Annotated in this window: 21 protein-coding genes; 6 read left to right on the top strand and 15 right to left on the bottom strand. The window is 39.7% G+C overall.

The annotated features are described in order from the left end of the window. Genes B3Q46_RS05055 through B3Q46_RS05045 form a run of 3 tightly spaced genes read right to left on the bottom strand, consistent with a single transcriptional unit; the run spans window position 1 to window position 2,151 of the window. A complete protein-coding gene (locus B3Q46_RS05055; RefSeq protein ID WP_175966982.1) occupies window positions 1–639 on the bottom strand; it encodes an SIR2 family protein in 639 nt (212 codons plus the stop codon). Then, window positions 632–1,180, bottom strand: a complete 549-nt coding sequence (locus tag B3Q46_RS05050; protein WP_175966980.1) for a non-canonical purine NTP pyrophosphatase — start codon at window positions 1,178–1,180, stop codon at window positions 632–634. The genes B3Q46_RS05055 and B3Q46_RS05050 overlap by 8 nt, the downstream gene beginning before the upstream one ends. Then, window positions 1,180–2,151 (bottom strand): adenosine deaminase, encoded by a 972-nt coding sequence (locus tag B3Q46_RS05045; RefSeq protein ID WP_175966978.1) that lies wholly within the window; start codon window positions 2,149–2,151, stop codon window positions 1,180–1,182. Before B3Q46_RS05045 ends, B3Q46_RS05050 begins: the two co-directional genes overlap by 1 nt. A 121-nt stretch (window positions 2,152–2,272) precedes the next feature. Here B3Q46_RS05045 and B3Q46_RS05040 point away from each other — a divergent pair, with 121 nt between their 5' ends. Beyond that, window positions 2,273–2,878, top strand: a complete 606-nt coding sequence (locus tag B3Q46_RS05040) for a hypothetical protein (RefSeq protein ID WP_175966977.1) — start codon at window positions 2,273–2,275, stop codon at window positions 2,876–2,878. A gap of 567 nt (window positions 2,879–3,445) precedes the next feature. Next, window positions 3,446–4,381 carry an aromatic amino acid DMT transporter YddG gene (gene yddG, locus B3Q46_RS05035; RefSeq protein WP_175966975.1) on the top strand — a complete coding sequence of 312 codons (936 nt, stop codon included), beginning with the start codon at window positions 3,446–3,448 and terminating at the stop codon, window positions 4,379–4,381. 42 nt (window positions 4,382–4,423) lie between these two features. Here the strand turns inward: yddG and B3Q46_RS05030 are convergent, their stop codons facing one another. The 5 genes from B3Q46_RS05030 to sbmA all read right to left on the bottom strand — a co-directional run bounded on the left by B3Q46_RS05030 (window position 4,424) and on the right by sbmA (window position 12,559). After that, window positions 4,424–4,918: a hypothetical protein gene (locus B3Q46_RS05030; RefSeq protein ID WP_175966973.1), complete on the bottom strand. Its 495-nt coding sequence runs from the start codon at window positions 4,916–4,918 to the stop codon at window positions 4,424–4,426. A 153-nt stretch (window positions 4,919–5,071) separates the two neighbouring features. Continuing rightward, window positions 5,072–7,120 carry a M13 family metallopeptidase gene (locus B3Q46_RS05025; protein WP_175966971.1) on the bottom strand — a complete coding sequence of 683 codons (2,049 nt, stop codon included), beginning with the start codon at window positions 7,118–7,120 and terminating at the stop codon, window positions 5,072–5,074. Between the two features lie 193 nt (window positions 7,121–7,313). After that, complete coding sequence (locus B3Q46_RS05020) at window positions 7,314–9,284, bottom strand: M13 family metallopeptidase (protein WP_228761295.1); 1,971 nt, start codon at window positions 9,282–9,284, stop codon at window positions 7,314–7,316. A 481-nt stretch (window positions 9,285–9,765) separates the two neighbouring features. Then, window positions 9,766–10,749, bottom strand: a complete 984-nt coding sequence (locus B3Q46_RS05015) for a hypothetical protein (RefSeq protein ID WP_175966968.1) — start codon at window positions 10,747–10,749, stop codon at window positions 9,766–9,768. A 616-nt stretch (window positions 10,750–11,365) separates the two neighbouring features. After that, entirely contained in the window at window positions 11,366–12,559 is a 1,194-nt protein-coding gene (sbmA, locus tag B3Q46_RS05010) for a peptide antibiotic transporter SbmA (RefSeq protein ID WP_175966966.1), read from the bottom strand. Window positions 12,560–13,072: 513 nt separating this feature from the next. On the opposite strand from sbmA, the gene B3Q46_RS05005 reads away from it, so the two are divergent. The 3 genes from B3Q46_RS05005 (at window position 13,073) to B3Q46_RS04995 (ending at window position 16,110) form a co-directional block, all read left to right on the top strand. Then, window positions 13,073–13,267: a hypothetical protein gene (locus B3Q46_RS05005; RefSeq protein ID WP_125279298.1), complete on the top strand. Its 195-nt coding sequence runs from the start codon at window positions 13,073–13,075 to the stop codon at window positions 13,265–13,267. 571 nt (window positions 13,268–13,838) lie between these two features. Continuing rightward, entirely contained in the window at window positions 13,839–14,684 is an 846-nt protein-coding gene (otsB, locus tag B3Q46_RS05000) for a trehalose-phosphatase (RefSeq protein WP_175966964.1), read from the top strand. Then, complete coding sequence (locus tag B3Q46_RS04995; RefSeq protein ID WP_175966962.1) at window positions 14,677–16,110, top strand: alpha,alpha-trehalose-phosphate synthase (UDP-forming); 1,434 nt, start codon at window positions 14,677–14,679, stop codon at window positions 16,108–16,110. The genes otsB and B3Q46_RS04995 overlap by 8 nt, the downstream gene beginning before the upstream one ends. Before the next feature lie 29 nt (window positions 16,111–16,139). Here B3Q46_RS04995 and B3Q46_RS04990 read toward each other — a convergent pair whose 3' ends face one another. The 7 genes from B3Q46_RS04990 to katE form a co-directional block, all read right to left on the bottom strand. Further along, entirely contained in the window at window positions 16,140–17,387 is a 1,248-nt protein-coding gene (locus B3Q46_RS04990) for an MFS transporter (protein WP_034705524.1), read from the bottom strand. Window positions 17,388–17,591: 204 nt separating this feature from the next. Continuing rightward, the gene (locus tag B3Q46_RS04985; RefSeq protein WP_175966960.1) at window positions 17,592–18,305 is read right to left on the bottom strand and encodes a glycosyltransferase; all 714 of its coding nucleotides are present in this window, start codon (window positions 18,303–18,305) and stop codon (window positions 17,592–17,594) included. Then, on the bottom strand, window positions 18,302–18,916 hold the full coding sequence (locus tag B3Q46_RS04980; protein WP_175966959.1) for a class I SAM-dependent DNA methyltransferase: 615 nt from the start codon (window positions 18,914–18,916) through the stop codon (window positions 18,302–18,304). Before B3Q46_RS04980 ends, B3Q46_RS04985 begins: the two co-directional genes overlap by 4 nt. Further along, window positions 18,906–19,691 (bottom strand): PIG-L deacetylase family protein, encoded by a 786-nt coding sequence (locus tag B3Q46_RS04975; protein WP_175966957.1) that lies wholly within the window; start codon window positions 19,689–19,691, stop codon window positions 18,906–18,908. Before B3Q46_RS04975 ends, B3Q46_RS04980 begins: the two co-directional genes overlap by 11 nt. Next, a complete protein-coding gene (locus tag B3Q46_RS04970; protein ID WP_175966955.1) occupies window positions 19,679–20,662 on the bottom strand; it encodes an acyl-CoA dehydrogenase in 984 nt (327 codons plus the stop codon). Before B3Q46_RS04970 ends, B3Q46_RS04975 begins: the two co-directional genes overlap by 13 nt. A gap of 51 nt (window positions 20,663–20,713) precedes the next feature. Continuing rightward, the gene (locus B3Q46_RS04965) at window positions 20,714–20,923 is read right to left on the bottom strand and encodes a hypothetical protein (RefSeq protein ID WP_175966953.1); all 210 of its coding nucleotides are present in this window, start codon (window positions 20,921–20,923) and stop codon (window positions 20,714–20,716) included. Between the two features lie 57 nt (window positions 20,924–20,980). Further along, a complete protein-coding gene (gene katE, locus B3Q46_RS04960) occupies window positions 20,981–23,104 on the bottom strand; it encodes a catalase HPII (RefSeq protein ID WP_175966951.1) in 2,124 nt (707 codons plus the stop codon). A gap of 672 nt (window positions 23,105–23,776) precedes the next feature. Here katE and B3Q46_RS04955 point away from each other — a divergent pair. Then, on the top strand, window positions 23,777–24,274 hold the full coding sequence (locus B3Q46_RS04955; RefSeq protein ID WP_004783133.1) for a Dps family protein: 498 nt from the start codon (window positions 23,777–23,779) through the stop codon (window positions 24,272–24,274). The last annotated feature ends 220 nt before the right edge of the window (window positions 24,275–24,494 follow it).

Here is a 24,494-nt window from a genome sequence, read left to right as displayed (position 1 = left end):
TCAATGCGTAAGTCCTATATTATTATCTGTAAGTGAATAACCCATGAATAGAACAGTATTACTTAAGATATCGCTTCTAAACTTTATATCTAAAGGATCTTGAAATGTCATTCTTCTAAAATAACTAGATTCATTTAGAATAATACTATCATCGTCTGAAAAATCACCATGAAACTTAACAATTTGGCTATGGTTGACGTTATGAGAACTTATATCAACAATATTTGTAATTTTTGAATACGGTTTTTTATAAAACTCAAAAGCCTTCTCAATCCATTCATCATAATTAGTTGTGTAAATCAATGGAAAATTTCTATTTGCTAAAAGCTTATGGAATTCAGAAAGCTCTAATTTTTCCTGTTTATCACTAGAATGCCACTCTTGATCCAACTTTGTTCTTAAGCGACCAAAATGAGAATTTCTTTTTAAATAATAGTATTCAGCCAAAATATATGAATTATTGTCAGCATATGACTTAAAAATAGCTGAATCATATCCCAGGTCCTCAGCCATAATCTCTATCAATCGCTCCCAATTAGGTAACCCCAAAGTCGCTGATATACCAGCTCCAAGAAATAATATAAGTTTTCTATCTCTATAAGCACTTTTTAATGCTGTTAATTCCTTTAAATTAGACATAATTATCTCTTATATATTTCTCAAATTTATCAAATGCCAACTTTCTCATAGAAATTTTTAATTTTTCATCACCTAGCTCTGCAAAAGTTTTGTCGTATCCTTTTGGTATAAATACACAATCCCATTGAAAGCTATCATCCCCTCTAGGCTCATTAGCAACAATCCCTTCAATTTCACCTTCGAAATAATGATTTTGCTTTCCATCACAAAAACCTATAACCGTCTTAGCCTTTAGGGGAGTAGATTTAAAATAATGACAAAATTTTTCCTTTTGTAACTTATCCCAAAATGGCTGAGTTAATCCGCCTGGAAAACCATCAAACTCATCTAAAAATAGGCCTGTATGTTCAACTATTACAGGAGATTTAACAAATTGAAAAGCCTTTATCAACTTATCCTTAATTAGCTCTTCTACATTCAGAGTCTGGATTTCATTTATTTCTTTGGCATATTCTTTGACAGATACTTCAGCTAAACTCTCTAAATATTTTCTCAATTCAGTTTGTTTATGCGGATTTCTTGAGACTATATAAATATCCATCACACCCCCTTTATAAAAGTAAATTTTCTTTGATTATCAAAAAAATTTTGTAAAAAATTCACATCCCCAGTTAATTCATAAAATTTTAAATAATCTTCTGATATTCCCTTATTATGTAATTGTGGATTATCTGAACAAATTATAAAAGGCACTTCATATCTCATAAAGTCTAAAAAAGAATATTTTTCATCTTTAATCGAGTTAGTCAAATAATTTGAATTAGGGCAAACTTCGATGGGTATATTTTTATGAGCTACTTCTTCCATCATTTTTTCAGAAGTTACCAATGCATTAGCATGACCTAATCTATCAGCTTCGAAAACATGAATAGCCTGTTCAATATTTTGAAGTATTCCTGTTTCACCAGCATGAATAGTAATTCCAAGACCTAACTCTTCTTTAGACTTTTTGAAAAAAATGGATAAATCATTATTCACAGGAATATTTTCATTCCCTGCTAAATCAACCCCTACCAAGTTAGGAGGATAGTTTAAATTTTTCATAGCATCAAAAATAGCTAAACTTTTTTCTTTTGTAAGTTGAAATCTACTCAAAGTAACTATTAATCCTAGTCTTATACCCACTTTATTCTCAGCATTCAATAAAGCTTCTAGGAGCCACTCCAAAGCCACTTCCAAGCTGATTCGGTTTAATTCTGCTATATAAAAAACAGTATTTCTTAGTTCTGCAAATTTTACATTGTCTTCTGATAGACCTTGAGCTGCATGTAATACTTGAAGATTTAAGTCGCTTTGACTTGTTGGAATTTTATTCAAAACTCGCCACGGCTTTAGATATTCCTCCAAACTCGTTTGCCTTTCTAATATATTTAAATCAGTGTCAATATTGAAATTATCAGGTAGGCTGATGGCATTTTCCAATAGCATTTTCTTAATCAAACTGGTAGGTATAGCCCCGTTTAAATGAAGATGAAGATCCCCTTTCGGCAATTGCTTAATATGTTCGTACATTACATTTTTATCAAAATAAGTAACTATATTATATAAGAAAAAAATATTCTCGTGATACTAACTCTTATACGCTAAAATATTGTTTTTGACTTAAGCCTTAAAAATTCACTCAAAAAACAACATGACCATCAAAAAAGTAAGCTCCATCGCCAAACTCGAAGACTTAGGACGTGTTCAACTATCAAAGTCCTTTTTCATGCGTGACTTCCTCTATAGCGAAATTGCCAATTGGTACGGTGTACCTAACTTCCCAGACCATCCAGAAAAAGCTATCTACACAGGTACACAACTGTGTGAGCAACTGCTCGAACCATTACAAGAGAAATTCGGACGTATTGCCATTCGATCCGCTTATCGTTCGCCACAAGTGAATCAACTCGGCAATGAAAAAGGACATAACTGTGCTAGCAATGAAAAAAACTTTGCCAGCCATATTTGGGACTATCCCGACGAAAAGGGTTATGGTGCAACGGCGTGTATTGTCATTCCGTCATTTTTAGAACTTTATGAGAAAAACCAAGCCAATTGGCAACAACTTGCCTATTGGATTCATAACAATTTGAACTATAGTCATCTGCAATTTTTCCCAAAACTTTGTGCTTTTAATATTGGCTGGCACGAACAACCAGCACGGGAAATTTATAGTTATATTCAACCGAAAGGTTATTTGCTGCGAGGTGAAGCGGTGAATCCAGAGTTTGAAAAGTTTTATCCTGATCTTATTTAATTGTTCCTCTCATCCTCTGCCTTCTCCCAGTGGGAGAAGGAGCTTTCATTACAAATTTGAAATCCCTCTAAATCTCCCTTTAAGAAAGGGAGGCTTTGCCATGTGATTAAAATGATACGCGGTGTTCCCTCTCCTGAGCGAGTTTTAAAGCATTGCTTTTAAAACAAAGCGTAAGAAAGGACGAGGGCTAGGGAGAGGATTTAAAACATGCTATAAAATCAAAAAACAAACCGAAGAAAAACAAAAACATGTCAAATTACATTATCTTAATTAGCATTATCCTGATCATTCTTGTGTTTATCATTGGCGCATATCAGTCAAGACGACGCAAACCCATCAAACCACGGAGGCACACAGCCAGAGAAAGCAAAATTGCTAATCTTTCCGATGGTATCGAGCTAATTTTCACGCCCATTTTCTGGATCATTAAACTCATGATCGGGATATTCAAATCATAAAGCGGTTATTAACGATTTTTTTGAATTTGATCATAAAATCGTGTCTGTCCCATATTGAAAATCACTCAACAGGAATACAATCTGCACATTCTCCCATCCCGCCCTTATCATGTCGAAAAACCTCGCTACGCTGATTGGCTTAAGTGCTATTTTACAGTGGTCATCTATCGTAGGATTGCTCAAAAAAATCAGTTTTAGTATTGGACCTGACCTGGCTGTACTCATGATGTATAGCTTAAGCACCCTGCTCTTACTGGCTGTTTTTGGCGTTCCCAAACTCAAAACCATACCCAAATTTTATCTGCTGAGTGCAGCTGTATTATTTCTGGTATATGAAATCTGCTTTGCCTATGCCGTAGCACTTGCACAAACTGCACAGCAAGCCATTGAAATTAGTTTAGTGAATTATCTGTGGCCCAGTATGACCATCGCCATGCTGATTTTATTTCATGAACTAAAATTTCACAGCTTAGTAGTGGTAGGGCTCAGTATTAGTCTGGCAGGTATTTTTTATATCCAGACGGGCAACGGCGATATTCATTTAGCAACCGTCATTCACAATATACAAGGCAATCCGACCAGTTATATATTGGCATTTATTGGGGCGAGTTTATGGTCGCTATATTGTGTATTTACCAAAAAATACAGCCAAGGACATAACCCGATCGTGTTCTTTTTCGCGATGGTAAGTGTGGTTCTCTGGAGCAAGACGCTGCTGTTAGATCCCGAACAACTACCACAACTTCTTAATATTGACTTGAATATCATGCTATATATGTTGCTGGTGTCGATCGTAACTGGCTTGGGTTATGCAGCGTGGAATATCGGAATTAACCAGGGCAATATCGCAATGCTGGTCGCGTTATCTTATTTTAGCCCGATTTTTTCGTCTGTCATTTCCATGTGGGTACTGAATACCAGTCTATCCCACACCTTTTGGATCGGCACGATGATGGTTACCTTAGGTTCCTTTATTTGCTGGCTATCGACCAACTGGGATGAAATTCGAGACCGCCTGTTTCCAGGCAAGCTCTACAAAACTTAAACCACATTTTTGCGGTTTAAGTTTGGCTGCATCTGCAATTAATTAACGGGTGAGGCTTAATCTATTCCACACGTCAGGTGTCAAAAACGTCGTGACCAATTTGCTCATATCGATATATTTGAGTACGCCACTTAGCTGACTTTTGATTTCCGGATTTTTCAGTATTTCCTCACCTGTGACCTGCCCAAGCTCCTGGAAACTTTCACCCACTGCTTGTACTCCTTCAGCCTGAATCACCGCTTTGGTTTGGGTTGGACATTGCTCAACCAGAATCCGCTGTAAAACTGTCGCTAAATTTCTGTCGAGTGTTTCCTTTTGAGTTGCGGTTACATTGCTAAAAGCTTTCAGATCGGGATGATTACCCAATGCCACAAAGGTCCATTGCAAGACTGTGGTTTTATCAGTGGCTGTCGTGGATTTCATTAAACAGTCACTAAGCTGATCAACTGTTGGACCAGCTGTCGCAATCTGAGTTGCACCCAGTAATGCTGTAGTCATGAAGACTGCCCGAAGACCAGATAAAACTTTAAAACCCATAATCTTTCCTTTTTCACCCGTTCAAACTGCTTGAACAATGTAGTTTCTTTGTAGCATGTAAAAGGTTGGAAAACCTGTAGAACTCTGTAACCTGAGAGATAAAAAAATCCCGACATCAGCCAGGATTTTTGGAATCGAATGAGGAAATCAGACTTACCAGATTTTTACCCGTTTATCTTCTTCCAGATACATCGGATCTTCTTGCTTGACGCTAAAGGCTTCATAGAAAGGTTTCTGGTTAACTAAGGTCGCACGGCCACGAATGGCTGCTGGTGAATGCGGATCTGTTTTTAACAGCTGTAATGCCAGTTCCGGACGAACTTTGGCACGCCATGCTTGCGTCCAGCCAATATAGAAACGCTGATCTCCAGTATATCCATCAATCACCGGTGCAGACTTGCCATTCAGTGACAGTTTATAAGCTTCATAGGCAATCGCCAGACCTGAGTTATCGGCAATATTTTCACCTAAGGTCAGCTCACCATTGACATGATAGCCCGGTATCGCTTCATAAGCATTATATTGCTCGACCAGAGCTTTGGTTTTTTCCTTGAATTTTTTATCGTCTTCTTCAGTCCACCAGTTTTTCATATTGCCGTCCGCATCAAAACGGCTGCCCTGATCATCAAAGCCATGACTGATTTCATGCCCAATTACTGCCCCGATTGCCCCATAGTTCACGGCATCATCGGCATTCATATCAAAGAATGGCGGCTGTAAAATCGCAGCAGGGAAAACAATTTCATTGCCCATCGGGTTGTAGTAAGCATTTACCGTTTGCGGCAGCATATGCCATTCTTCACGGTCAACCGGTTTGCCCAGTTTATCCAGCGCGATGTCATAATTGAAACTGTTGGTACGACGCAGATTACTAATCAGGTCGCCATCTTTAATTTCCAGCTTGCTGTAGTCACGCCATTTATTTGGATAGCCGATTTTCACTCTAAAGCTTTTCAGCTTACGGTGTGCCTGTGCTTTGGTTTCTGCACCCATCCAGTCCAGTTTTTCCAGATTCTGTTCAAATGCCAGCAACAGGTTCTCTACCAGTTTTTCCATGCGCTGTTTCTGTTCAGGCTGGAAATGTTTTGCGACATAGACTTGTGCCAGACTTTCACCGAGTACCGCATTGGTCATATCAACCCCACGTTTCCAGCGTGCCCGTTGCTCGGTCACACCGCGTAAGGTTTTGCTGTACATTTCAAAGTTTGCATCAGCAAATTCCTGACTTAAGTAAGGTGCAGCACCATCAATCAGATGGAATTTGAAATAGGTTTGCCATACATCGAGGGGTGTGCTGCTTAAAATCTTGTTTAAATCTTCAAAATAACTTTTTTGCGCCACAATTACGGTTTTGGTTTTTTTGTCTAAACCCGTCGCTTTAAAATAGGTTTTCCAGTCAAATTCTGGCACCAGGCTTTTGACGTCTTTTAATGTATAGACGTTATACATTTTTTCGAGATTACGGTTCTGCACGTTATCCCAATGAATTTTGGCAATTTCAGTTTCTAACTTCAGAATAGATTGTGCATGTGCAGCCGCTTCTGCCTCTGTTTCACCCGATAGCGTCAACAGCTTAGCAATGTGTTTAACATAAGTTTCACGGGCACTTTTCAGTTTTTCATCGTCTTTTAAATAGTAATCACGATCCGGTAAACCTAAACCACTTTGACCCAAAAACACCGCCATTTGATCAGACTTTTTCAAGTCAGGCATCACGCCAAACTCAAAAGGCGTGCTGACACGGTTTTTTGCATAGTCTGCAAGCAACAAAGTAAAATCTTTCTTGCTTTTCATGGCCTCAATTTTGGCGATATCTGCTTTTAGCGGCTGGATACCTTTTGCATTTAAAGTTTCCGTGTCCATAAAGCTGGCATACAAACTCCCCACTTTCTGCTCATTGCTGCCATATTCCGATTTGGTTTTCGCCAGCTCTTCTACAATGTCATGTAATTGCTGGGTCGAATTTTCACGCAAAATTGTGAATGCACCCCAGTTTGGCATATCAGCTGGAATTTCCTCATGCTCTAACCAGTGCCCGTTTACATGCTGATAGAAGTCCTGTTGTGGTGCGATTTTTTTATCAAAATGTTGAAGATGAATCCCCGAGCCAAGTGCTGCAATAGCGGTTTGATCTGAAGCATAATTTGCAGAGGAAACGGCTAATAAAGCACTTACCAATGCGGTTTTTAGAAAAATTTTCAAAGCTTGCTATCCTCGCGCTTCACTGCGCAGTTAAATTTATCAATACGTGTTGACCTAATAATCAAACACTTAAATCTTTACAAGCAGCATATATGCCAATTTTTAAACTGGTCTTGGCTCTGCCTGCTGGTCGTTTAGATAAAAAAATAGGCCTGTCTCTTTTCAGATAAATAGACCTGTTTTTTAAAACCTGTTACCAGATGGAGATTCGTTTTTCAGATGATAAATACATCTTGTCCCCTTCTTTAATCTCAAAAGCTTCATAGAAACTTTGCTGATTACGGACAGCGCCATTGCCACGTACATGACCTGGTGCATGGCTGGCAAGGTTTAGGCTATTTAACAGATATTCAGGATTACTTTTACTACGCCAGACTTGTGCCCAGCCTATATAAAAACGCTGATCTCCACTAAAGCCATCAATGACAGGTGCTGGCTGACCCTTGAGCGATAACTTGTAAGCCATATGAGCGATCCCTAAGCCCAAGTTGTCAGAGATATTTTCACTTTTATTTAATTCCGCATTCACCTTATGCCCTGGGAGAGCTTCGTATTGTTTATATTGCTCGACTAAGGCTTTAGTGCGTTCATTGAATTTTTTACGGTCGCGCTCGTTCCAGGTTTCTTCACCCTTGCCTTTGGCATCAAAGCGGCTTCCTCTGTCGTCAAAACCATGACTAATTTCATGTGCGATAACAGCCCCTATAGCACCATAATTCACCGCAGGATCATGACTATCATCATAATAAAATGGCGCCTGCCAGATGGCCGCAGGTAATACGATTTCATTGAGCTTGACGTTATAGTAAGCATTGGCTGTTTGTGGCGACATGTGCCAGGCTTCTGGATCAATCGGCTCTCCCACCTGATCCAGTTCACGCTGGTAATTGAACAGCCGGGTCCGCTGAATATTACCAATCAGATCATCTTTACGAATCTCTAGGGCTGAATAATCCCGCCATGTTTTCGGATAGCCGATTTTAATATTGATGCTGTCCAGTTTATGCCGTACTTGTTTTTTGGTATCCGAACCCATCCAGTCTGCCTGATCCAGTTTCAGATAAAAGGCTTTACGGACGTTTTCCACCATTTCCAGCATCGCTGGGCGCTGGCTTTCATTAAAGTGCTTTTCTACATAAAGCTTGCCAAGCACATTGCCTAAAATACCATTAGTTAGCTTCAAGGCAGAGTCATTCCGTGGAGAACGTGCTTGTACACCCTCTAGCGTTTTGTCATAAAATTCAAAATGATGATTTTGAAAAACTTCTGTTAAAAATGGTGAATAACTATTGATCAGGTTGAATTTCAAATAGGTTTGCCAAGTTTCAATTGGAACGACCTTCCATAACTGATCCAGCTGACGCAAATAATTAATCTGCGAGATCGCAACCTCTTTTCTTGCACCTTTTAAGCCCAGTTCTGAGAAATAATTCATCCAGTCAAAAGAAGGCATATAGTTAATGATATTTTTAGTCTCAACGAGATAGGTTCTCACCTCATCATTGCGTAGCTCCACAGCGGACCAGCTAATTTTTGCCAGTGCCTTTTCCAAAGCCAGGATAGTGCGAGCATCTTCAATCGGCTTAGGCTGACCGGCAAAATTCAGGGTATTGGCGATATAAAGCAGATAAGTATTGCGAATTTCCTGTTGTCGAGGCTGCTCACTCAGGTAAAAATCACGATCAGGCATCCCCAAGCCACCTTGCCCTACATACATCATAGCCTTGGAAGAAGCTTTACGGTCCTGATAAAAACGGGTAGAGAAGGGCAAATTCAAATTGATTTTTTCCGCATAGGCAAAAAACTCTGCCAGATCTTTTTTGGTCTTGATACTTTCAATCCGCTGCAGGTCTTGTTGCAATGCCTCAAGCCCAAGTTGTTCCAGCCGATCGGTATCCATATAACTGGCATAGAGATCTGCGACCTTTTGTTCATTGCTACCTTGCGGATACTGTTTTTTAGCCAGCTCATTAAAAATGTCAAATAACTGCTGGGTTGATTTCATACTCACTTCAGCAAATGCACCCGACAATGCCTGATCTTCTGGAATCTTTGCGGTTTTCAGCCAGTTTCCATTCACGAATTGATAAAAATCCTGCTTTGGATCAACCGTCCGATCAATCGCATTCAGATCAATTGCCGATTTTAATGAAGTTGTACTCACTGCATAACTCACAGACGAATGTAGAAATGCACCCACAAGAATCAAATGACTTAAAATATGTTTTCTCAAGCGATAAATCTCATTATTGTGTATGTTAAAAATCAATTAGTTTTTCTTGCTCAGTCCATAAGCACAAGACTGATAATTTTTAAGCAAAAGATATACCAATAATTTCTAAAATATGCCGTTGAATTAGCTTGTATTTAACAGGAGATATAGAAGAGAAAATCTGAGATGGCGATGGGAGATTCACTGTGAAATAAGGTTCGATTTGCAACCTAATACTAATTAATTTTTATTCCTATCAACAGAATAACTATTTATCTTTTATCATTGATCTTCAAAAGAAAAATATTATTTTTAAGTCCGCCTATGCTTAAGAAATACTTTTTTCAATATCACCAATCCTTAAAGTAGATGACTTTTCATGAGCATCTAATCTGCTAAATAAATGATCAAACTGCATGTGAAAATAATAGACTTATTTTAACTGTCTCAACTGATTCTTCGCCCCAGTATGGTTATAGTTGGTGGCCAGATTCTGCAGTATTCGTTTGGCCTGAACCTTGGAATTTGGAATACGGTTAGCATAGACTGGAATACTGCTTAAACAGCGTGCCACTAACATACCTGATTCAGTATAGACACGTGTTCCTTCTGTACCCTGTAATTTGCCATAGTTATAGGCACGCTGGGCATTATTGCAGGCATTGTTCAGGTTCTTGCCGCTATTGATATCACGACGTGCAGCTACATACAATTTCATCTGTTGCTGTTGTGGCGTTTCGATACTAGTTGTACGAGCAGCAGGGACAGCAACCACTGTCGGTTCAACAGCAGGTATTTTTATTTCTTTCTTATCAGCTTCTTTTTTATCTAATTCCTTTTTCTCATCTTTGACTGAGGTTTTGGCTGCATTCTTCTCGGCAATTTTATTAGACTTAGTCGTAGTCTTATGGCCCTGATAGAAATGACGCGCTTCAGCTGGGCTTTGAAGTTTGCTTAAGATCCGGACTACACGCGTAGTATTATTCTTATCTGGCTGATGTTCAGAAATCGGCTCAATAGAAACAATCCAGTTTTGCCCTTGGGGCATCGTACATTGATAGGCACCAATACCCTGAGTGACATAACGGTTTTTGCTTAAACGGTTCTTCTGGGCAGAATCTTTTACTGAAGCCAATTGGCTCTTATACAGTAGAGAAAACTTGCCGCCCCGTTCATGACAATACTGGCTTAAGGTGGTTCGTGGATAGAGGGATTGTGGCTCCAGATGCTGCTTGGATTTTTCCCATGAATAAACATATTCTTTTGCCGAACCGTCAGCCTGATTCAAGTTTCTTTTAACAATCAGTTCTTGAGGACTTACATAAGGATGCTGCATATCTGATTTCATTTGCTGAATACTGTTACATCCAGCCAGGCTTGCTACACATATTGTTGGAATTATTAATTTTAGCTTCACTGCTTATCTCCCCCAAGCCTCTATAACATATAGCAAATGTGCCAAAACAACAATCTCAACAGATTGATAAATATAAAAATATAGCGAGACCTATCACTAAAAATGGGAAATAGAATGCCTAATTCATCTAGCTTAAAGCCAAATAAATTGATCAAATTAACATTCTTCAATATCAATAAATACGCTGGATTACTCATCAATTGAAAGATGAAGCAGTAGAAAAAAGATATAAAAAAACCGAAGAAACAGATCAGTTCTCCGGTTAGTCATTCAACAAAAATTAGAGATATTATTATCATGTATGATAACGGCAATTATGCTCTCTATCGCTGTCTGAATGAGATTATAATTTGAATAATTTCCTTTACGTACACTAATTGTTTTTATACGCCATATTATTGGAAATTAAATACCACCCTGGCTGGCCTTTAAAATTCTAGACAAAAAAAATAGCTTGAATACCCTAATATTGGGATGTTTGGGTACCACTCATCCTATTTTTTTGTACTTCTGCAGATCGTAATTTTCAATTTGATTTTGGATAAAAATTAATCAATAAAAAAGCCAAACCTATGCTGGTCTGGCTTTTAAAATTGTCTATGAATATAAGAAAAAATTATTCGAGATGGGATTCAAATGCTTTCAAACGTTTATAGATGGAGAGTAATTCAATAATCGTAGGCCAGGATAAAATCAGATACTGGAAAGACTCACGAACCTTACCGAAAACATTCAAGATCTGCATCATTAAACCCAGTGTAATCGCACCCGCAGCAATACTTGGAAACAAAATAAATAATCCGTAAATATTATTCAGTTGTAGATACCAGATGCGGACCATATTGAAATAGGCATAGTGGAAATACAAGCGGAAATAATTCTTACGGACCCGGCTAAACAGTTCTTGCAAGGTAAGCGGGTGAGCACGATCGGCATAATCTTCACCATAAACCAGCTCTTTACGATAAGCTGCTTCTACTTTCTGATTATTGAATTCCAACCCAGGTAGTTTCATCCCGACAATCATTAAAATCACAGTTCCCAGAACTGCCCAACCGATCGACGCCCACATTAATGCATGCGGTATTTCACCGACAATCGGCAGTACTTTTACATGACTCGATAATTCATACAGGATTGGCAGGAAAGCCATTAATAGCATCAGAGATTCAATAAGTGAGACACTCAGCTGTTCCGTAGTTTTGGCAAAACGCATGGTATCTTCCTGAATACGCTGTGACGCCCCTTCAATATGACGTAACTTTTCCCAATGCGCCGTATAGTAGTCATTCATCGCCGTACGCCAGCGGAATACATAATGACTGACAAAGAACAGGTTAAACACCGCCAGCGTGACATAGACCATGGCAATATAAATAAAGGTCAATGCACCTTGATATAATAGGCTGACATCTCCGCCCCCTTGGGTGAGCATATTCTGGATCTGGTCATAGAACGGGCTATACCATTCATTTAAGACGACATTAACCTGCACCCCAAACCAGATATTGAACAGGATAAAGGCCGAGCCCCACACGGACCAGCGCTGCCAGGGATGTTTCGCTTTAAAATACCAGAAGGTAGCGAATATCGCGGTACTTACAAAAAACCAGAGATAGAACCAGAGAAATTTTGGCGCCCAGAAACGGCTGATTCCTATCGGCATTTTAAGATCATGATAACCTTCAGTCATACCTAAATAGACACCCCAGCCTGATCCACCACTATGCCAAAGGCCAAGATTGATCAGAAACCACAGTACCAGACTACTAAAAAACCACACTGGTTGTGGAAAAAATGACTTAAACATTGGGGCTTAATTCTCCTTATAGATGTAGGGGTCATCCAAATGACGCACAGTTTATTCTTATTTTCAGACTTTCAACGAACTGCAGCATAAATTTGCAATTCAATGTAAAAAATTACATACAAACACAAAATCGCTAAAGCCAAATTAATATCAGATTATATGATTCTTGCTTTAATACTAGCGCATAACGTATGCAATAGAATGGAGGAGATCATGACTGGCCTGTCAAAAAGTGACAAGCAGATTTTGCGCTAGATTTACTATTTGGGGCCGTTTGTCTCCTTCTCTTCTTTTCGTTAGTAAATGGACTAAAATGTTCGGGTTTAAGAAATACAAATCGTTTGAAAATTAAATCTTAATCTCTAGCCCTTTAAGTTACTGGCTTCAGCGTTTTTTAAGAAAAAATTGACCGACTTGTTGACTTATATCTCGGTTTTTCAAAAATTAGTTAAATTTGCAAAAATCATGTTAAGATTAAAAAATAGCGAAGTATCAATATTTGGGAATAAAAATATGGAAAGTTCTGTGATTGAATTACTTAAGCCAGTGACCTTGGAAAAGGAAAACTGTCACCCGATTATTTTTGAAGCTGGTACTGTTTTAAAAGTTTTGATGCAAACCCCTACCAGTCTTTTAGTCAGTAATGATGATGACTTTAACTTTACTATTCCATTGAAAGATGAGAACGATGTCTGGAGAGAGCTATAAGCACTCTGCTCTCCTCTTTATGATGGGGTTATGTCTACACCTAGTCTCTCAACGATATAAACCTCTCTCTTCTATGTAGCACCAAGATTTTATAATTTATCCTTCCTTTCAAAACCGGCTTTAATAAAAAATTAATAGGCTGCGCTATATTTATATTTTATATTAAATGTGTTTTTAAATATTTCTAATTTAATGCCTATTATTTAATAGAAATCTAATGAATTAATTTCTAGAAATATAAATTAAAACCATTTTTTACACTAAATAATCAAAAGAATCTTATTTATAGCAATTAAACTTACTCAATCACTTAATATGCAATACCTTAAATATCATTATTAATATATTAAAAATCACTGAAAAATTATTTTACAAATACATAAAGAATATCAACCTTTTCTGCTGAATATTTCCAAATTTTACAAAGTAACTTTACATGTCAAAAGTGTTTCTTTTCTGCGCCTAAAGCCATTTAAAAAAATAGAATATGTTATAAAACTAATTAGATTAAAAATCACACAGTTTAACTCTAAATTTTAATCTATTTTATATCATGCACTTAGGTGGATTTATGTCAGGCATACATAGGGAACAAGATTTAGAAGATTCATCTAGCTCATCTTTTTATATATCGCCAAAGATGATTTTAAATGATTGCAACCTGAATATGGACTCAGACCAGGTTGTTTTATTTCTTGATATTGACGGAACAATCTCTGAATTTCACCCAGATCCAGATAAAAGTATAATTCATTCTGAAATTATAAATATATTGGAAAATTTACAACAATATATTCAGCTGATATTAGTTACGGGTCGTTCTATTTTACAAGCACAAAAACTTATTCACCCTCTGCAATGGAATATCGCTGGATCACATGGTCTGGAATTAATCTATCAAGCTGATTTAAAGACATTAATCTCTTTAAATAAGTCGCAGCTACAAGCCCTAAAACAATATATTCAGGAACAGGCAGTTCAAATCCCTGATTTGCGGATCGAGGTTAAAGATTATTCTGTTGCGCTACATTTTCGTGAACATCCTCAACTAGAAGATCGCGTACATGCTTTTGCGCTGGAATGTCTCAACCAGTTTTCCGACTTTGAGTTAAAAGCTGGCAAGTATGTTTTTGAACTGGTGCCCAAAGGCGCCAATAAAGGTTCAGCGATTCAACAGATTATTCAGCAATACCATCTCACTGATCATTACCCCATGTTTATCGGCGATGACCTGACCGATGAAGCCGGATTCAAGGTCATCAATGCCCTTGACGGCTGCTCAATCAAAGTAGGCCCTGGCCAGACCCTAGCACGGTACAGACTGGAAAACGTCTCTCAAGTTCAGGCCTTCCTGAAAGAATTTTTAAATGTAATTGAAGTACAAGAACAACAACGATTGGAGAAATCACATGTCTAAACTCATTGTGTTATCAAACCGTGTGAATCTACCTAACCCAGAAAGTATGAAGGCTGGTGGATTGGCTGTTGCATTGCAGGATGCATTGCAAGATATAGGCGGTATCTGGGTTGGATGGAATGGCTCCAGAGTTGACCAGAACAAGGAACAGAAATTTCAGATTCTGAAACATCAGAATGTGGAATATCATACCAGTGCACTGAGCGAAGCCCAGTACCAGGGTTATTATTGCGGCTTTTCTAATAATGCCTTATGGCCGTTAATGCATGACCAGCATCAACGTGTCGAATATCAACCGCAGGATTTTAAAACCTATAAAGATGTCAATTTGCGTTTTGCCAAACACCTGAAACAGGTGGCTTCACCGCATGACATCATCTGGATTCATGATTATCATTTTCTGAGTGTTGCGCATTACTGTCGTAAATTAGGCATGCGCAACCGGATTGGGTTCTTCCTGCATATTCCTTTCCCGGAACTGAAACTTTGGCAAACGCTGCCTCCTTATCAGGAACTGGCCCGACATCTGGCAGATTTTGATGTCATCGGCCTGCAAACTCCACGCGATCAGGCCAACTGTATCGATTTCCTGGAACAGGTATTAAATATCCAGCATCGCAATGATGAAATCCTGAGTTATCAGTCTAAACGGATTTATGTGAAGGCTTATCCAATCGGTGTACATCCAGCACAAATTCAGAAGCAGGCTGCAGAGAGTCAAGTCACTGACCTGCCCTTTGATCTGGATAAAGCCCATGCCCATAAGACCATCATTTCGGTTGACCGGATTGATTACAGTAAAGGGCTGCTGGAAAAAATTCATGCATTCCAGGAGTTGCTGGATGAACAGCCTGAATTTAAAAATCAGTTCCAGCAATTACAGATTGCCTGCCCATGCCGACTGGATGTGAACAGCTATAAAAAACTTTATGAACAGTTCCAGGCTGCGGTGCAGAATTTAAACCATCAGCATGGTAATGCAAACTGGCTGCCTTTTGACTGTAGCTATGACACTTTGGGTCATGAAGCCCTGATGCAGCTCTATCGTAAGGCGGATATTTGCTGGGTGAATTCAATCCGTGACGGGATGAATCTGGTCGCCAAAGAATATATTGCTGCGCAAGATCCATTAGATCCAGGCGTATTGATTCTGTCTAAATATGCCGGGGCTGCCGAGCAAATGAAGGAAGCCTTACTGGTCGATCCTTATGATCAGGACAGTATGGCCAAAGCCTTGAAAAGAGCCTTGCGTATGCCTAAGTCAGAACGTTTGGAACGTTACCGCTATTTACAGCAAGGCTTAAAGAATTTCGATATCATTCGCTGGCGTGATCAGTTCCTGTCGGACCTGAAAAAATCACAAAGCTTGCGAATTTATCGACCAGTGGCCAAAGGCATCTCGACCCAGTTCAATATGCATGCATAAGTCTGAAAAGCCCATAAAAAACACCAGCTTTATGCTGGTGTTTTATGGTCTAGGCCGGCAATAAGACCTTCTGCTTTTTCTGATTCTTTGTGACCGGCAGTCAGATGGTTCAGGATTACAATGCTCATTAAAGCAACTGCGATGACCGTAAATACTAAACGCAAGCCAATAATTTCACTACCGAAACCTACCAGCGCTGGTCCGATCAATGAACCGGTATAAGCAAATACCGATACATAAGATAATGCTACATGAGAAGCCATAGTTTTTTGACGGCCTGCACGAGAGAACATCAATGGAACAATGTTAGCACTACCTAGACCCAAGATCGCATAACCGGTTAAAACGACTTGCCATACTGGTGCAAAGATCACCATGAATAAGCCTGCTGCAGCCAGTAAAGCACTTAGTAAAATAGTGATTTTTTCACCCAAGCTTTGAATGATGAGATGACCGCTAAAACGTCCAAGAACCATTAAGCCAGCAAAGAAACTATAAGCCAAACCGGTATGCGCTGCAGGTACATTAAACTGGGTTGCCAGATAAATACCGCTCCAGTCCATTGCTGCACCTTCAGACAGGAAAGATACAAAACAGATCAGGCCAATACCTAAAATTGCGAATGTTGGTAGCGCTTTTTTCGCAGGTTTTGCTGTAGCTGTATTAGTTTCTTCTGTAGTTGATGACTGACCACCTAAGCAAAATGGAATTGCAAGCATCGCAATCGCAAGCAACATCACACTTACGACCAGTGCGCCAGTTAAAGGTGCCAGACCAAATCCCATTAACGTGGTCATGCCCAATACACCAACCAGACCACCCAAGCTACATACGCCATGGAAACCCGACATCAAACTTTTATCCATGAGTTTTTCAATCTGGGCAGCCTGAATATTTACAGTTACACCTAAAGCGCCTGCACTGGCCCCAAAGAAAAACAAGGTAATTGCCATCATCAAGCTGGTAGGACTAATCGCTAGCGCTGGCAAGATGAACAGAAATGCAGCCAGAATAACAGCCAGTACTGTACGGCAACCAAACTTGCTCGCCATACGACCTGCCAATGGCATGGCCAGCATTGAGCCAACTCCGGCACATAGCAAAAGCAAACCAAAGTCAGCATGGTTCAGCAATAAGCGCTGCTGCGCATAAGGAATTAATGGCGCCCAGGCAGCTGTACTAAAACCTAGACTAAAAAAACACAGTGCAGTGGCGATTTTCTGCCAGAGATACGGTGATGGAGACTGAAGACGAGAAATTAGCTGTGAATTTAACATTGTCATTCCAAAAGAAAGAGCTCAGGCATCCATTACCAATCATCCATAGAAAAACCCCGCGGACTTATAGCTGAAAAATATAAGTAGCAGGGCTTAATTTGTGTGAATTATAAACAGAATTTTTCTAAATGAAATAGCTTTTAGAGATGAATTTTTAAATTTTTTACAAGTAATTGATTGTATAAAATTTATAATTTTATAGTTTTATTTGTATACGCTAATCGGTTTTTTCATTGCTTCCTGTAACTCAAGATTTTGTAAAAAACAGGCGAAACCTTCAGCAACTTTTGATTGTAGTCGACTACTGGTCGCTACCCTCAATTGATTGGACCAGGTAATGTCGACTCCTGCCTGTTGTAAACGGCGAACAAAGTCGACATCTTCATGACAATCTAGCTGGCGAAACCCATTAAAATCATTATATATACTTGTTTTAAAACATAAATTTGCACCATGAATATGGCGATGATCCATTTTGTCCTGATAGTGACCTAAATATTTCAATCGGGCTTCCACGCTAAAATTTTTCCATTCGTCTACTTCAACGACCCCACAAATTGCGTCAGTGGGTTGGTGCTGCCACATGGTTTTGAACCAGTCCTCCTGAACACATGAATCCGCATCGGTACAACAGATCCAGTCGCATCCTTGTTCAATTACTTTTTGAATTCCTAAATGACGGGTCTTACCCACCGAACGAAAGTCACAACTAATGACTTCTACCCCCAGTTGCACCGTTTTGATCGCGGTTTGATCGGTACAACTGTCTAAGACAACTAAAATCTTAATCTCGGGAATATTTCCAGATGAACCAAGGTATTGATAAAATTCAAATTGTGCTTTTTTTAAGGCCAGCAGGCAACGTTCTATATAGGCTTCTTCATTACAGGCAGGAATGACCACACCAATTTTATTCATTTAAGCCCCTCTTGCTCTGCCACAGACTGTGGGCTATTTATCCAGACATCAACCAGAAAATCAGGTTCCTGAAGTTGTGAACATTTTTTATAAGGCAGGTGAGTATTTAGATGGTCATGAATATCATCACCAGTAAAGCTAAAACCTGAAATCGGTGCCCGCCAGTGACAAACCAGAATACAGCCTTCTGCATCAAGGGCATGCTGCAGCCAGTGGGTCAATTTCTCTAAAGCGGCCTGATCCAGATAATATAAAACCTCACTCAGTACAATTAGCTGGAACTTACGCTCTGGCAAGTCTTCCGGAACAATGCCTTGGACAAAACTGACATGGGAATAATCTTGCAGACGTTGTTGCGCTAGCTGGATCGCTGTCGTATTGGCATCCAGACAGATGAGTTCTCCGGTATGAGGAGCTAGTTCCTGACTTAGCATGCCATTACTGCAACCGATTTCTATGGCAGATTCAAAATGCAGTTTGGGCAAGAGCGCTTTACAAATCTGACGTTTACGCTGTTCATACCAGCGCTGTTCATAATGCCATGGATCTCCCTGATTCAGCGCATATAAAGCATCAAAATAGGCATGATCATAAGTTGATTTACTGTTCATACAGATAAACCTCCCATGGCTGTAAAACACGCTCCAATGCATGTTCAGGGACAATCGGTGCCTGTTCTGTCGTCGGGTCATTCTCAATCTGACTCTTGAAACATCGTGCAGCTCGGGCTTTACATTTTAATTCTTCATCTGTCAGCCTGAGTTTGTGCGCAACAGCCCACGGAATTCGAGTATCTCCTGGTGTGGCCCAGTGCCATGCCCAGATTAAAACTTGAATATAAGGTAACTGTAACTCAGTCGCGAGCTGCTGGACGACCTGACCAGTTATTTCATGGTCTGGATGCCCATCATGAACAAAAGTCGTGACCAATATATCATTAGGCTGCAAATACGAATGCAATTGCTGTTTGAGCAAACCTTGCTGCTCGGCCACTTTTCCATCCTGAATATCCAAAGCAATCCGAAGAACCGGCTGTTCTAAGGACAATTCTTCCAGAGCCTGACGCGTTTCTGCTGGACGAATCTGGTTCAGTTCTTCTGGCGTATACAGACTCGAACCGGGATGGCTGGCCGTACCATTAGTTACTGCAAACAGTACAATCTTATAGCCGAGTTTATCCAAACGTTGCATCAGTCCACCACATCCCAGAATTTCATCATCCGGATGCGGTGCCACAATACAGACTCTGGCATCTGCAGGAATTACACTGGAAATATCAAATTCTGGCATCTGCTGTAATATTTCGCAGTTACGCCATTCTTCTACCCGCGTCCCTTCCCCATGGATCACACGATCTTCGACAATCTCATGTTTTAAAGTGCCCATAGTTCTTCCTCCTGTGCGCTTAGCTCTCCAATACGCTCAAGATCAAAGGCAGCATGGCTTTGACGGATAAATACCGGTAGATCTGCTGCGAGCTGGGCAAAATAAGAATTGGTACAATAAGGCGCTGCGCCAAGCGCTTTTCCAACCTGGTTCAGTACATTTAATGCAGTGGCTTCAACCTGCGCGCGCAAAGCCTGAATCTGAAGTTGATGAGGAAATTTGGGTTGCTGGTCAATCAATTCTGCAACCCGATAAAACAAAGCCTGAGTAGCTAAAAGATCACAGCTGATTTCACCCAGATACATGGCTTTATACATATGCGGTTTTCTTAACTGTTCCTGCTGCAGATATTCAGCAAGAGCTACTGTCGCACCATACCAGCAAGCAGCAACGCCTGCTGCTCCATGCCAGAATCCTACCCGATCCAGATATGCATGTGGATCAGCGACTTTTTTGACAGGAACCTGATTAAATTCTAGCTGTGCAGTGGATGTATGCTGCATTCCCACAGCTTGCCAGACAGTATGATCATGCTGAATACCGGGCTGCTTCATATCTACAATTAGCAATTGAGAGTAATTTTGTTCATCCTGATAAGTCAGTAAGCCTGCCTCTACCCAGCTAGAAGCGGAACACCAGGTCTTAATGCCAGTCAGCTTATCTTCATTCAGCTGCAATGGTTGAGGCCCGCCTTCTGCTGCCCAGACTGCCCAAAGCTGATGAGGATGTGCCGGAATATTTAATTCATGCAGAATCGCAATTGCATCCAGATGCGACTCAAATATTTTGCCCAGACTTAAATTGGTTGCCGAGATCTGGCTTAAAATTTGCCAGCGTTTTAAAGTTTCCCCTGATGCAGGAAAAGGAACCTGATCCGAAAGTTGCACCAGTTCCTTCAAAGTCGTTTGAATATTTTCTTTAGGTTCTAATGATGAATTTTTAAATCTTTCTAATATTGAACTGAGGTCCATAAAAGTGCTTCCTCAAAAATATCGATATTGTGGTCATTTGATGAAAGCCAGTTAAGGAAAAAGTCTTTTCATCTGTTTTAAACGGGTCATTAGTCCTAGTACCTTACGGCGTGCCATAATTTCTTCTTCACTAAAAGGCAATTTTTCTCTAAGTTGACTCATGGGTAGATGGTTATGTTCGATCAGATAAATATCGTGCTCCCTACTCCATTGCGCATTTTGTATCTGTGCCAGTAATTTTTTAGGATCTGGTCTCGCCATAAACTTTTTATTCCTTGAAATAGAGAATAGAAGCCGAAGTTTCTATTCTCATAGTATTTATGCAGGAATAGTTTCTGAGATCAATTCACGCGCCCAAACACGATGATTCATGATCAAGGTCTTGAAGCTATCTTGCACAGTATCGAATTGAGAATTTGCTAAAGTACCCTCATCACTGATCAGTTTTAGATCTTCAATCAGCTGACCTTTATCTCCCAGAAATACAATCGGTTTCAGATGCTTATAAGCTTCAAGCAGATAGTGAGTCGCGATACCATCTTTCAGCACCATGTCATAGTTATCGCCATCGACAATGACTACAGCATCATAGGCAATCGACGGTTCAGCTTTCTGCATACCATCAGATGAGATCACTGTACCTTGCTGGCTCAGAACTGGTCCTGGACGAGGTGTTAACACATCAGCCACAGCACTCTCTGATTCAGCCCAAGCCTGTACAGCTTTAATACTGGCTTCATTGGCTTTGTCATGTGCCAGAATCGCGATTTTACGTGCCTTAATATCGGCAGGTTTAAACGCTTCAAAAGACAGACGCTTAGAAATCAGTACATCAGGCAGTTTGGCAGCTTTTTTCTCAGCTGGGATTTCAATACCTAATTGATCCGCGACCTGTTGAGCCAGCGTCAAGTCAATATTGCACAGCACTTCAAGCACTTCACGTTCACGGATATTTTGGCGCTGTACTTTACTCAGTTCGAAGACATAGGCATCAATAATATGCTTCTGCTCATGCGGTGCCTGGCTTTGATAGAATAAACGGGCATGAGTGAAGTGATCGTTAAAGGACTCACTACGCTGGCGGATTTTATGACCGTCAATACGCTCCTGATAGCTTTCGAAACCACCTGCCTGAGTCACACCTGGTGCTTCAGCTGGCCAGTTGTCATCAATCGAGTTTGGTTCGTAGTTGGCCTGTCCGGTGTGAATAAGACGTTGATGCAAACCATCACGCTGATTGTTATGGAATGGGCAAACCGGCTTATTAATTGGAATCTGATGGAAGTTTGGACCACCCAAGCGGCTCAGCTGAGTATCAGTATAAGAGAACAGTCGTGCCTGTAGTAGCGGGTCATTGGTAAAGTCAATGCCTGGTACAACATGCCCTGGACAGAAGGCTACCTGCTCAGTTTCACCAAAGAAATAATCAACATTACGGTTCAACACCATACGGCCAATTGGAGTCACTGGAACCAGTTCTTCCGGAATGATTTTGGTTGCATCCAGCAAGTCAAAATCAAATTTCATTTCATCTTCTTCAGGAACGATCTGTACACCTAATTCCCATTCCGGGTAATTACCTGAAGCAATTGCTTCATATAGGTCACGACGATGGAAATCCGGATCCTTACCTGCCAGTTTTTGCGCTTCATCCCATACCAGCTGTGTCAGACCTTGTTTAGGCGTCCAGTGGAACTTCACAAAAACAGCTTTATTTTCAGCATTAATTAAACGGAAGGTATGCACACCAAAACCTTGAATAGATCGTAAATTACGTGGAATTGCACGATCCGACATTGCCCACATCACCGCATGTGCAGATTCAGGTACAAGAGAGACAAAGTCCCAGAAAGTATCATGTGCTGACGCACCTGATGGAATCTCGGTTTGTGGTTCAGGTTTCAGCGCATGGACAAAATCAGGAAACTTGATGCCATCCTGAATAAAGAATACTGGCGCATCATTAGCCACCAAGTCGAAGTTACCTTCATCCGTATAAAACTTGGTCGCAAAACCACGAATATCACGTACCGTATCTGCTGAACCGCGAGGACCTTGTACTGTAGAGAATCGAACAAAGACTGGAGTCTGAGCACCGGTATTGGTTAGAAACCCGGCTTTAGTCCATTTTTCATTGCCTGGATAAGCTTCAAAAAAACCATGTGCCCCAACACCACGTGCATGCACAATTCGCTCTGGAATACGCTCATGATCAAAATGGGTAATCTTTTCACGGAGAATAAAATCCTCCATTAAAGTTGCCCCACGAACGCCCGCTTTTAGACTGTTCTGGTTATCCGAAATCTTGACACCTTGGTTGGTAGTCAGTGTCTGTTCGGTTGAGTCGCTACGATATGCATCAAGCTGCTCACTTTTTTTATTGGTATTCTGCTTATCTAAACCATTTTTACCTGTGGCTGGACTGTTCGCCTTAATTTTCATGACATTTTCCTTGCTGATCTTGAGTTTAGTAAAGTCTTTTTTTGCCTATCTCAAATTCGCTTGAGTTTTATTCAACATCTTGCCGTTTTTACAGAAAAATAAAGTTCCACTTTTATCTGTATATGGTGAGCTGTTGCTGAGTATGAAAATCTTTTTATTGATTTCGTCTGTATCCCTAACATAACGAGATTTGACGAATACATTGCTGAGTCTTTGTAGTGGCTTGTTTAATAAAGGCACAGTTCTGTTATTTTTCTTAACTACACAGTTTTTTTTACCGAGTAACGATCACAAAGTTCGAAAAATTTAAAGCTGATAGTTTTTACTAAAAGATAAAATCATGAAATAAAGGCTTAATCATCTAAAAGTGAAAACAATTTTTTAAAAAAACTGATCCAGACATTTGAGTTTTATAAGGTAAAATTAATTTCTTTATACAGTTACAATCCTGTCACCAGGCTATACAGAACGCCTAAACTTATATCTTTGCCCGTCCTATAAACTATATAACTCATAACTCAGAAGTACTTAAATTATTTCCACATATAAATAGTGGCAAAAATCTATTTCATATAAAAGGTCATGTTGCCAAGATTTCCTATCTTTTCAACCATGACTGGCAAACTTCTATTTTAAAAGATATCTCTCTACAAAATTGTTAAGGAGTAAAACATGGGCTCTTCAGAAAAAAATGCTAAAGCTATGAAAATTGATATTGGTATTTCTTACGAAGACCGTGCCAAAATCGTCGAAGGTCTATCTAAATTATTGGCAGACAGCTATACCCTCTATTTAATGACCCACAACTTTCACTGGAATGTCACCGGACCACAGTTCAATAGTCTGCACAGCATGTTTATGACCCAATATACCGAACAGTGGAATGCTCTTGATCTGATTGCAGAACGTATCCGGGCCTTAGGCTTTGCCGCACCCGGCACTTACCAGCAATTTGTTAAGCTGACTGCTATTAAAGAAGTAGAAGGTGTACCAGATGCCCAAGAAATGTTGCGTTTATTGGTAAATGCTCATGAAACGGTAGCTCGTACCGCACGCAATCTTTTTGAAGTTGTTGATGAAGTCAACGATCAACCGACTGCAGATTTAATCACGCAACGTCTTGATGTGCATGAAAAAACAGCCTGGATGTTAAGAAGTACTTTAGAGTAATTAATTTTTCTCATTGAGAAAACAACTGTAAAATCAGAAAATTAGCTTTTCCTAAAATGAATAAGTGTTCAAATTTAATTGATATCCTTTTGAGCACTTATTTATCCCACCTTTCACCCTATAGTGAAGGCTTTGAAAAATAAATATTTACCTTTTAAAAGATTATTTTTTAATCAATAAATCTTTATTTATTATCTATTTAGGGTGTGTTGACACTTTT

Source organism: Acinetobacter sp. UBA2581, assembly GCF_002339435.1.
GTDB classification, from domain to species: Bacteria; Pseudomonadota; Gammaproteobacteria; order Pseudomonadales; family Moraxellaceae; genus Acinetobacter; species Acinetobacter variabilis.
The sequence above is the reverse complement of the archived record's forward strand: the minus strand, read 5'-3'. Positions and strand labels throughout refer to the sequence as shown.

What these genes read in the sequence shown, in the direction of transcription:
- B3Q46_RS05055 (WP_175966982.1), bottom strand. Translation starts at nt 639, where the DNA reads ATGTCTAATTTAAAGGAATTAACAGCATTAAAAAGTGCTTATAGAGAT.
- B3Q46_RS05050 (WP_175966980.1), bottom strand. Translation starts at nt 1,180, where the DNA reads ATGGATATTTATATAGTCTCAAGAAATCCGCATAAACAAACTGAATTG.
- B3Q46_RS05045 (WP_175966978.1), bottom strand. Translation starts at nt 2,151, where the DNA reads ATGTACGAACATATTAAGCAATTGCCGAAAGGGGATCTTCATCTTCAT.
- B3Q46_RS05040 (WP_175966977.1), top strand. Translation starts at nt 2,273, where the DNA reads ATGACCATCAAAAAAGTAAGCTCCATCGCCAAACTCGAAGACTTAGGA.
- yddG (WP_175966975.1), top strand. Translation starts at nt 3,446, where the DNA reads ATGTCGAAAAACCTCGCTACGCTGATTGGCTTAAGTGCTATTTTACAG.
- B3Q46_RS05030 (WP_175966973.1), bottom strand. Translation starts at nt 4,918, where the DNA reads ATGGGTTTTAAAGTTTTATCTGGTCTTCGGGCAGTCTTCATGACTACA.
- sbmA (WP_175966966.1), bottom strand. Translation starts at nt 12,559, where the DNA reads ATGTTTAAGTCATTTTTTCCACAACCAGTGTGGTTTTTTAGTAGTCTG.
- B3Q46_RS05005 (WP_125279298.1), top strand. Translation starts at nt 13,073, where the DNA reads ATGGAAAGTTCTGTGATTGAATTACTTAAGCCAGTGACCTTGGAAAAG.
- otsB (WP_175966964.1), top strand. Translation starts at nt 13,839, where the DNA reads ATGTCAGGCATACATAGGGAACAAGATTTAGAAGATTCATCTAGCTCA.
- B3Q46_RS04995 (WP_175966962.1), top strand. Translation starts at nt 14,677, where the DNA reads ATGTCTAAACTCATTGTGTTATCAAACCGTGTGAATCTACCTAACCCA.
- B3Q46_RS04990 (WP_034705524.1), bottom strand. Translation starts at nt 17,387, where the DNA reads ATGTTAAATTCACAGCTAATTTCTCGTCTTCAGTCTCCATCACCGTAT.
- B3Q46_RS04985 (WP_175966960.1), bottom strand. Translation starts at nt 18,305, where the DNA reads ATGAATAAAATTGGTGTGGTCATTCCTGCCTGTAATGAAGAAGCCTAT.
- B3Q46_RS04980 (WP_175966959.1), bottom strand. Translation starts at nt 18,916, where the DNA reads ATGAACAGTAAATCAACTTATGATCATGCCTATTTTGATGCTTTATAT.
- B3Q46_RS04975 (WP_175966957.1), bottom strand. Translation starts at nt 19,691, where the DNA reads ATGGGCACTTTAAAACATGAGATTGTCGAAGATCGTGTGATCCATGGG.
- B3Q46_RS04970 (WP_175966955.1), bottom strand. Translation starts at nt 20,662, where the DNA reads ATGGACCTCAGTTCAATATTAGAAAGATTTAAAAATTCATCATTAGAA.
- B3Q46_RS04965 (WP_175966953.1), bottom strand. Translation starts at nt 20,923, where the DNA reads ATGGCGAGACCAGATCCTAAAAAATTACTGGCACAGATACAAAATGCG.
- katE (WP_175966951.1), bottom strand. Translation starts at nt 23,104, where the DNA reads ATGAAAATTAAGGCGAACAGTCCAGCCACAGGTAAAAATGGTTTAGAT.
- B3Q46_RS04955 (WP_004783133.1), top strand. Translation starts at nt 23,777, where the DNA reads ATGGGCTCTTCAGAAAAAAATGCTAAAGCTATGAAAATTGATATTGGT.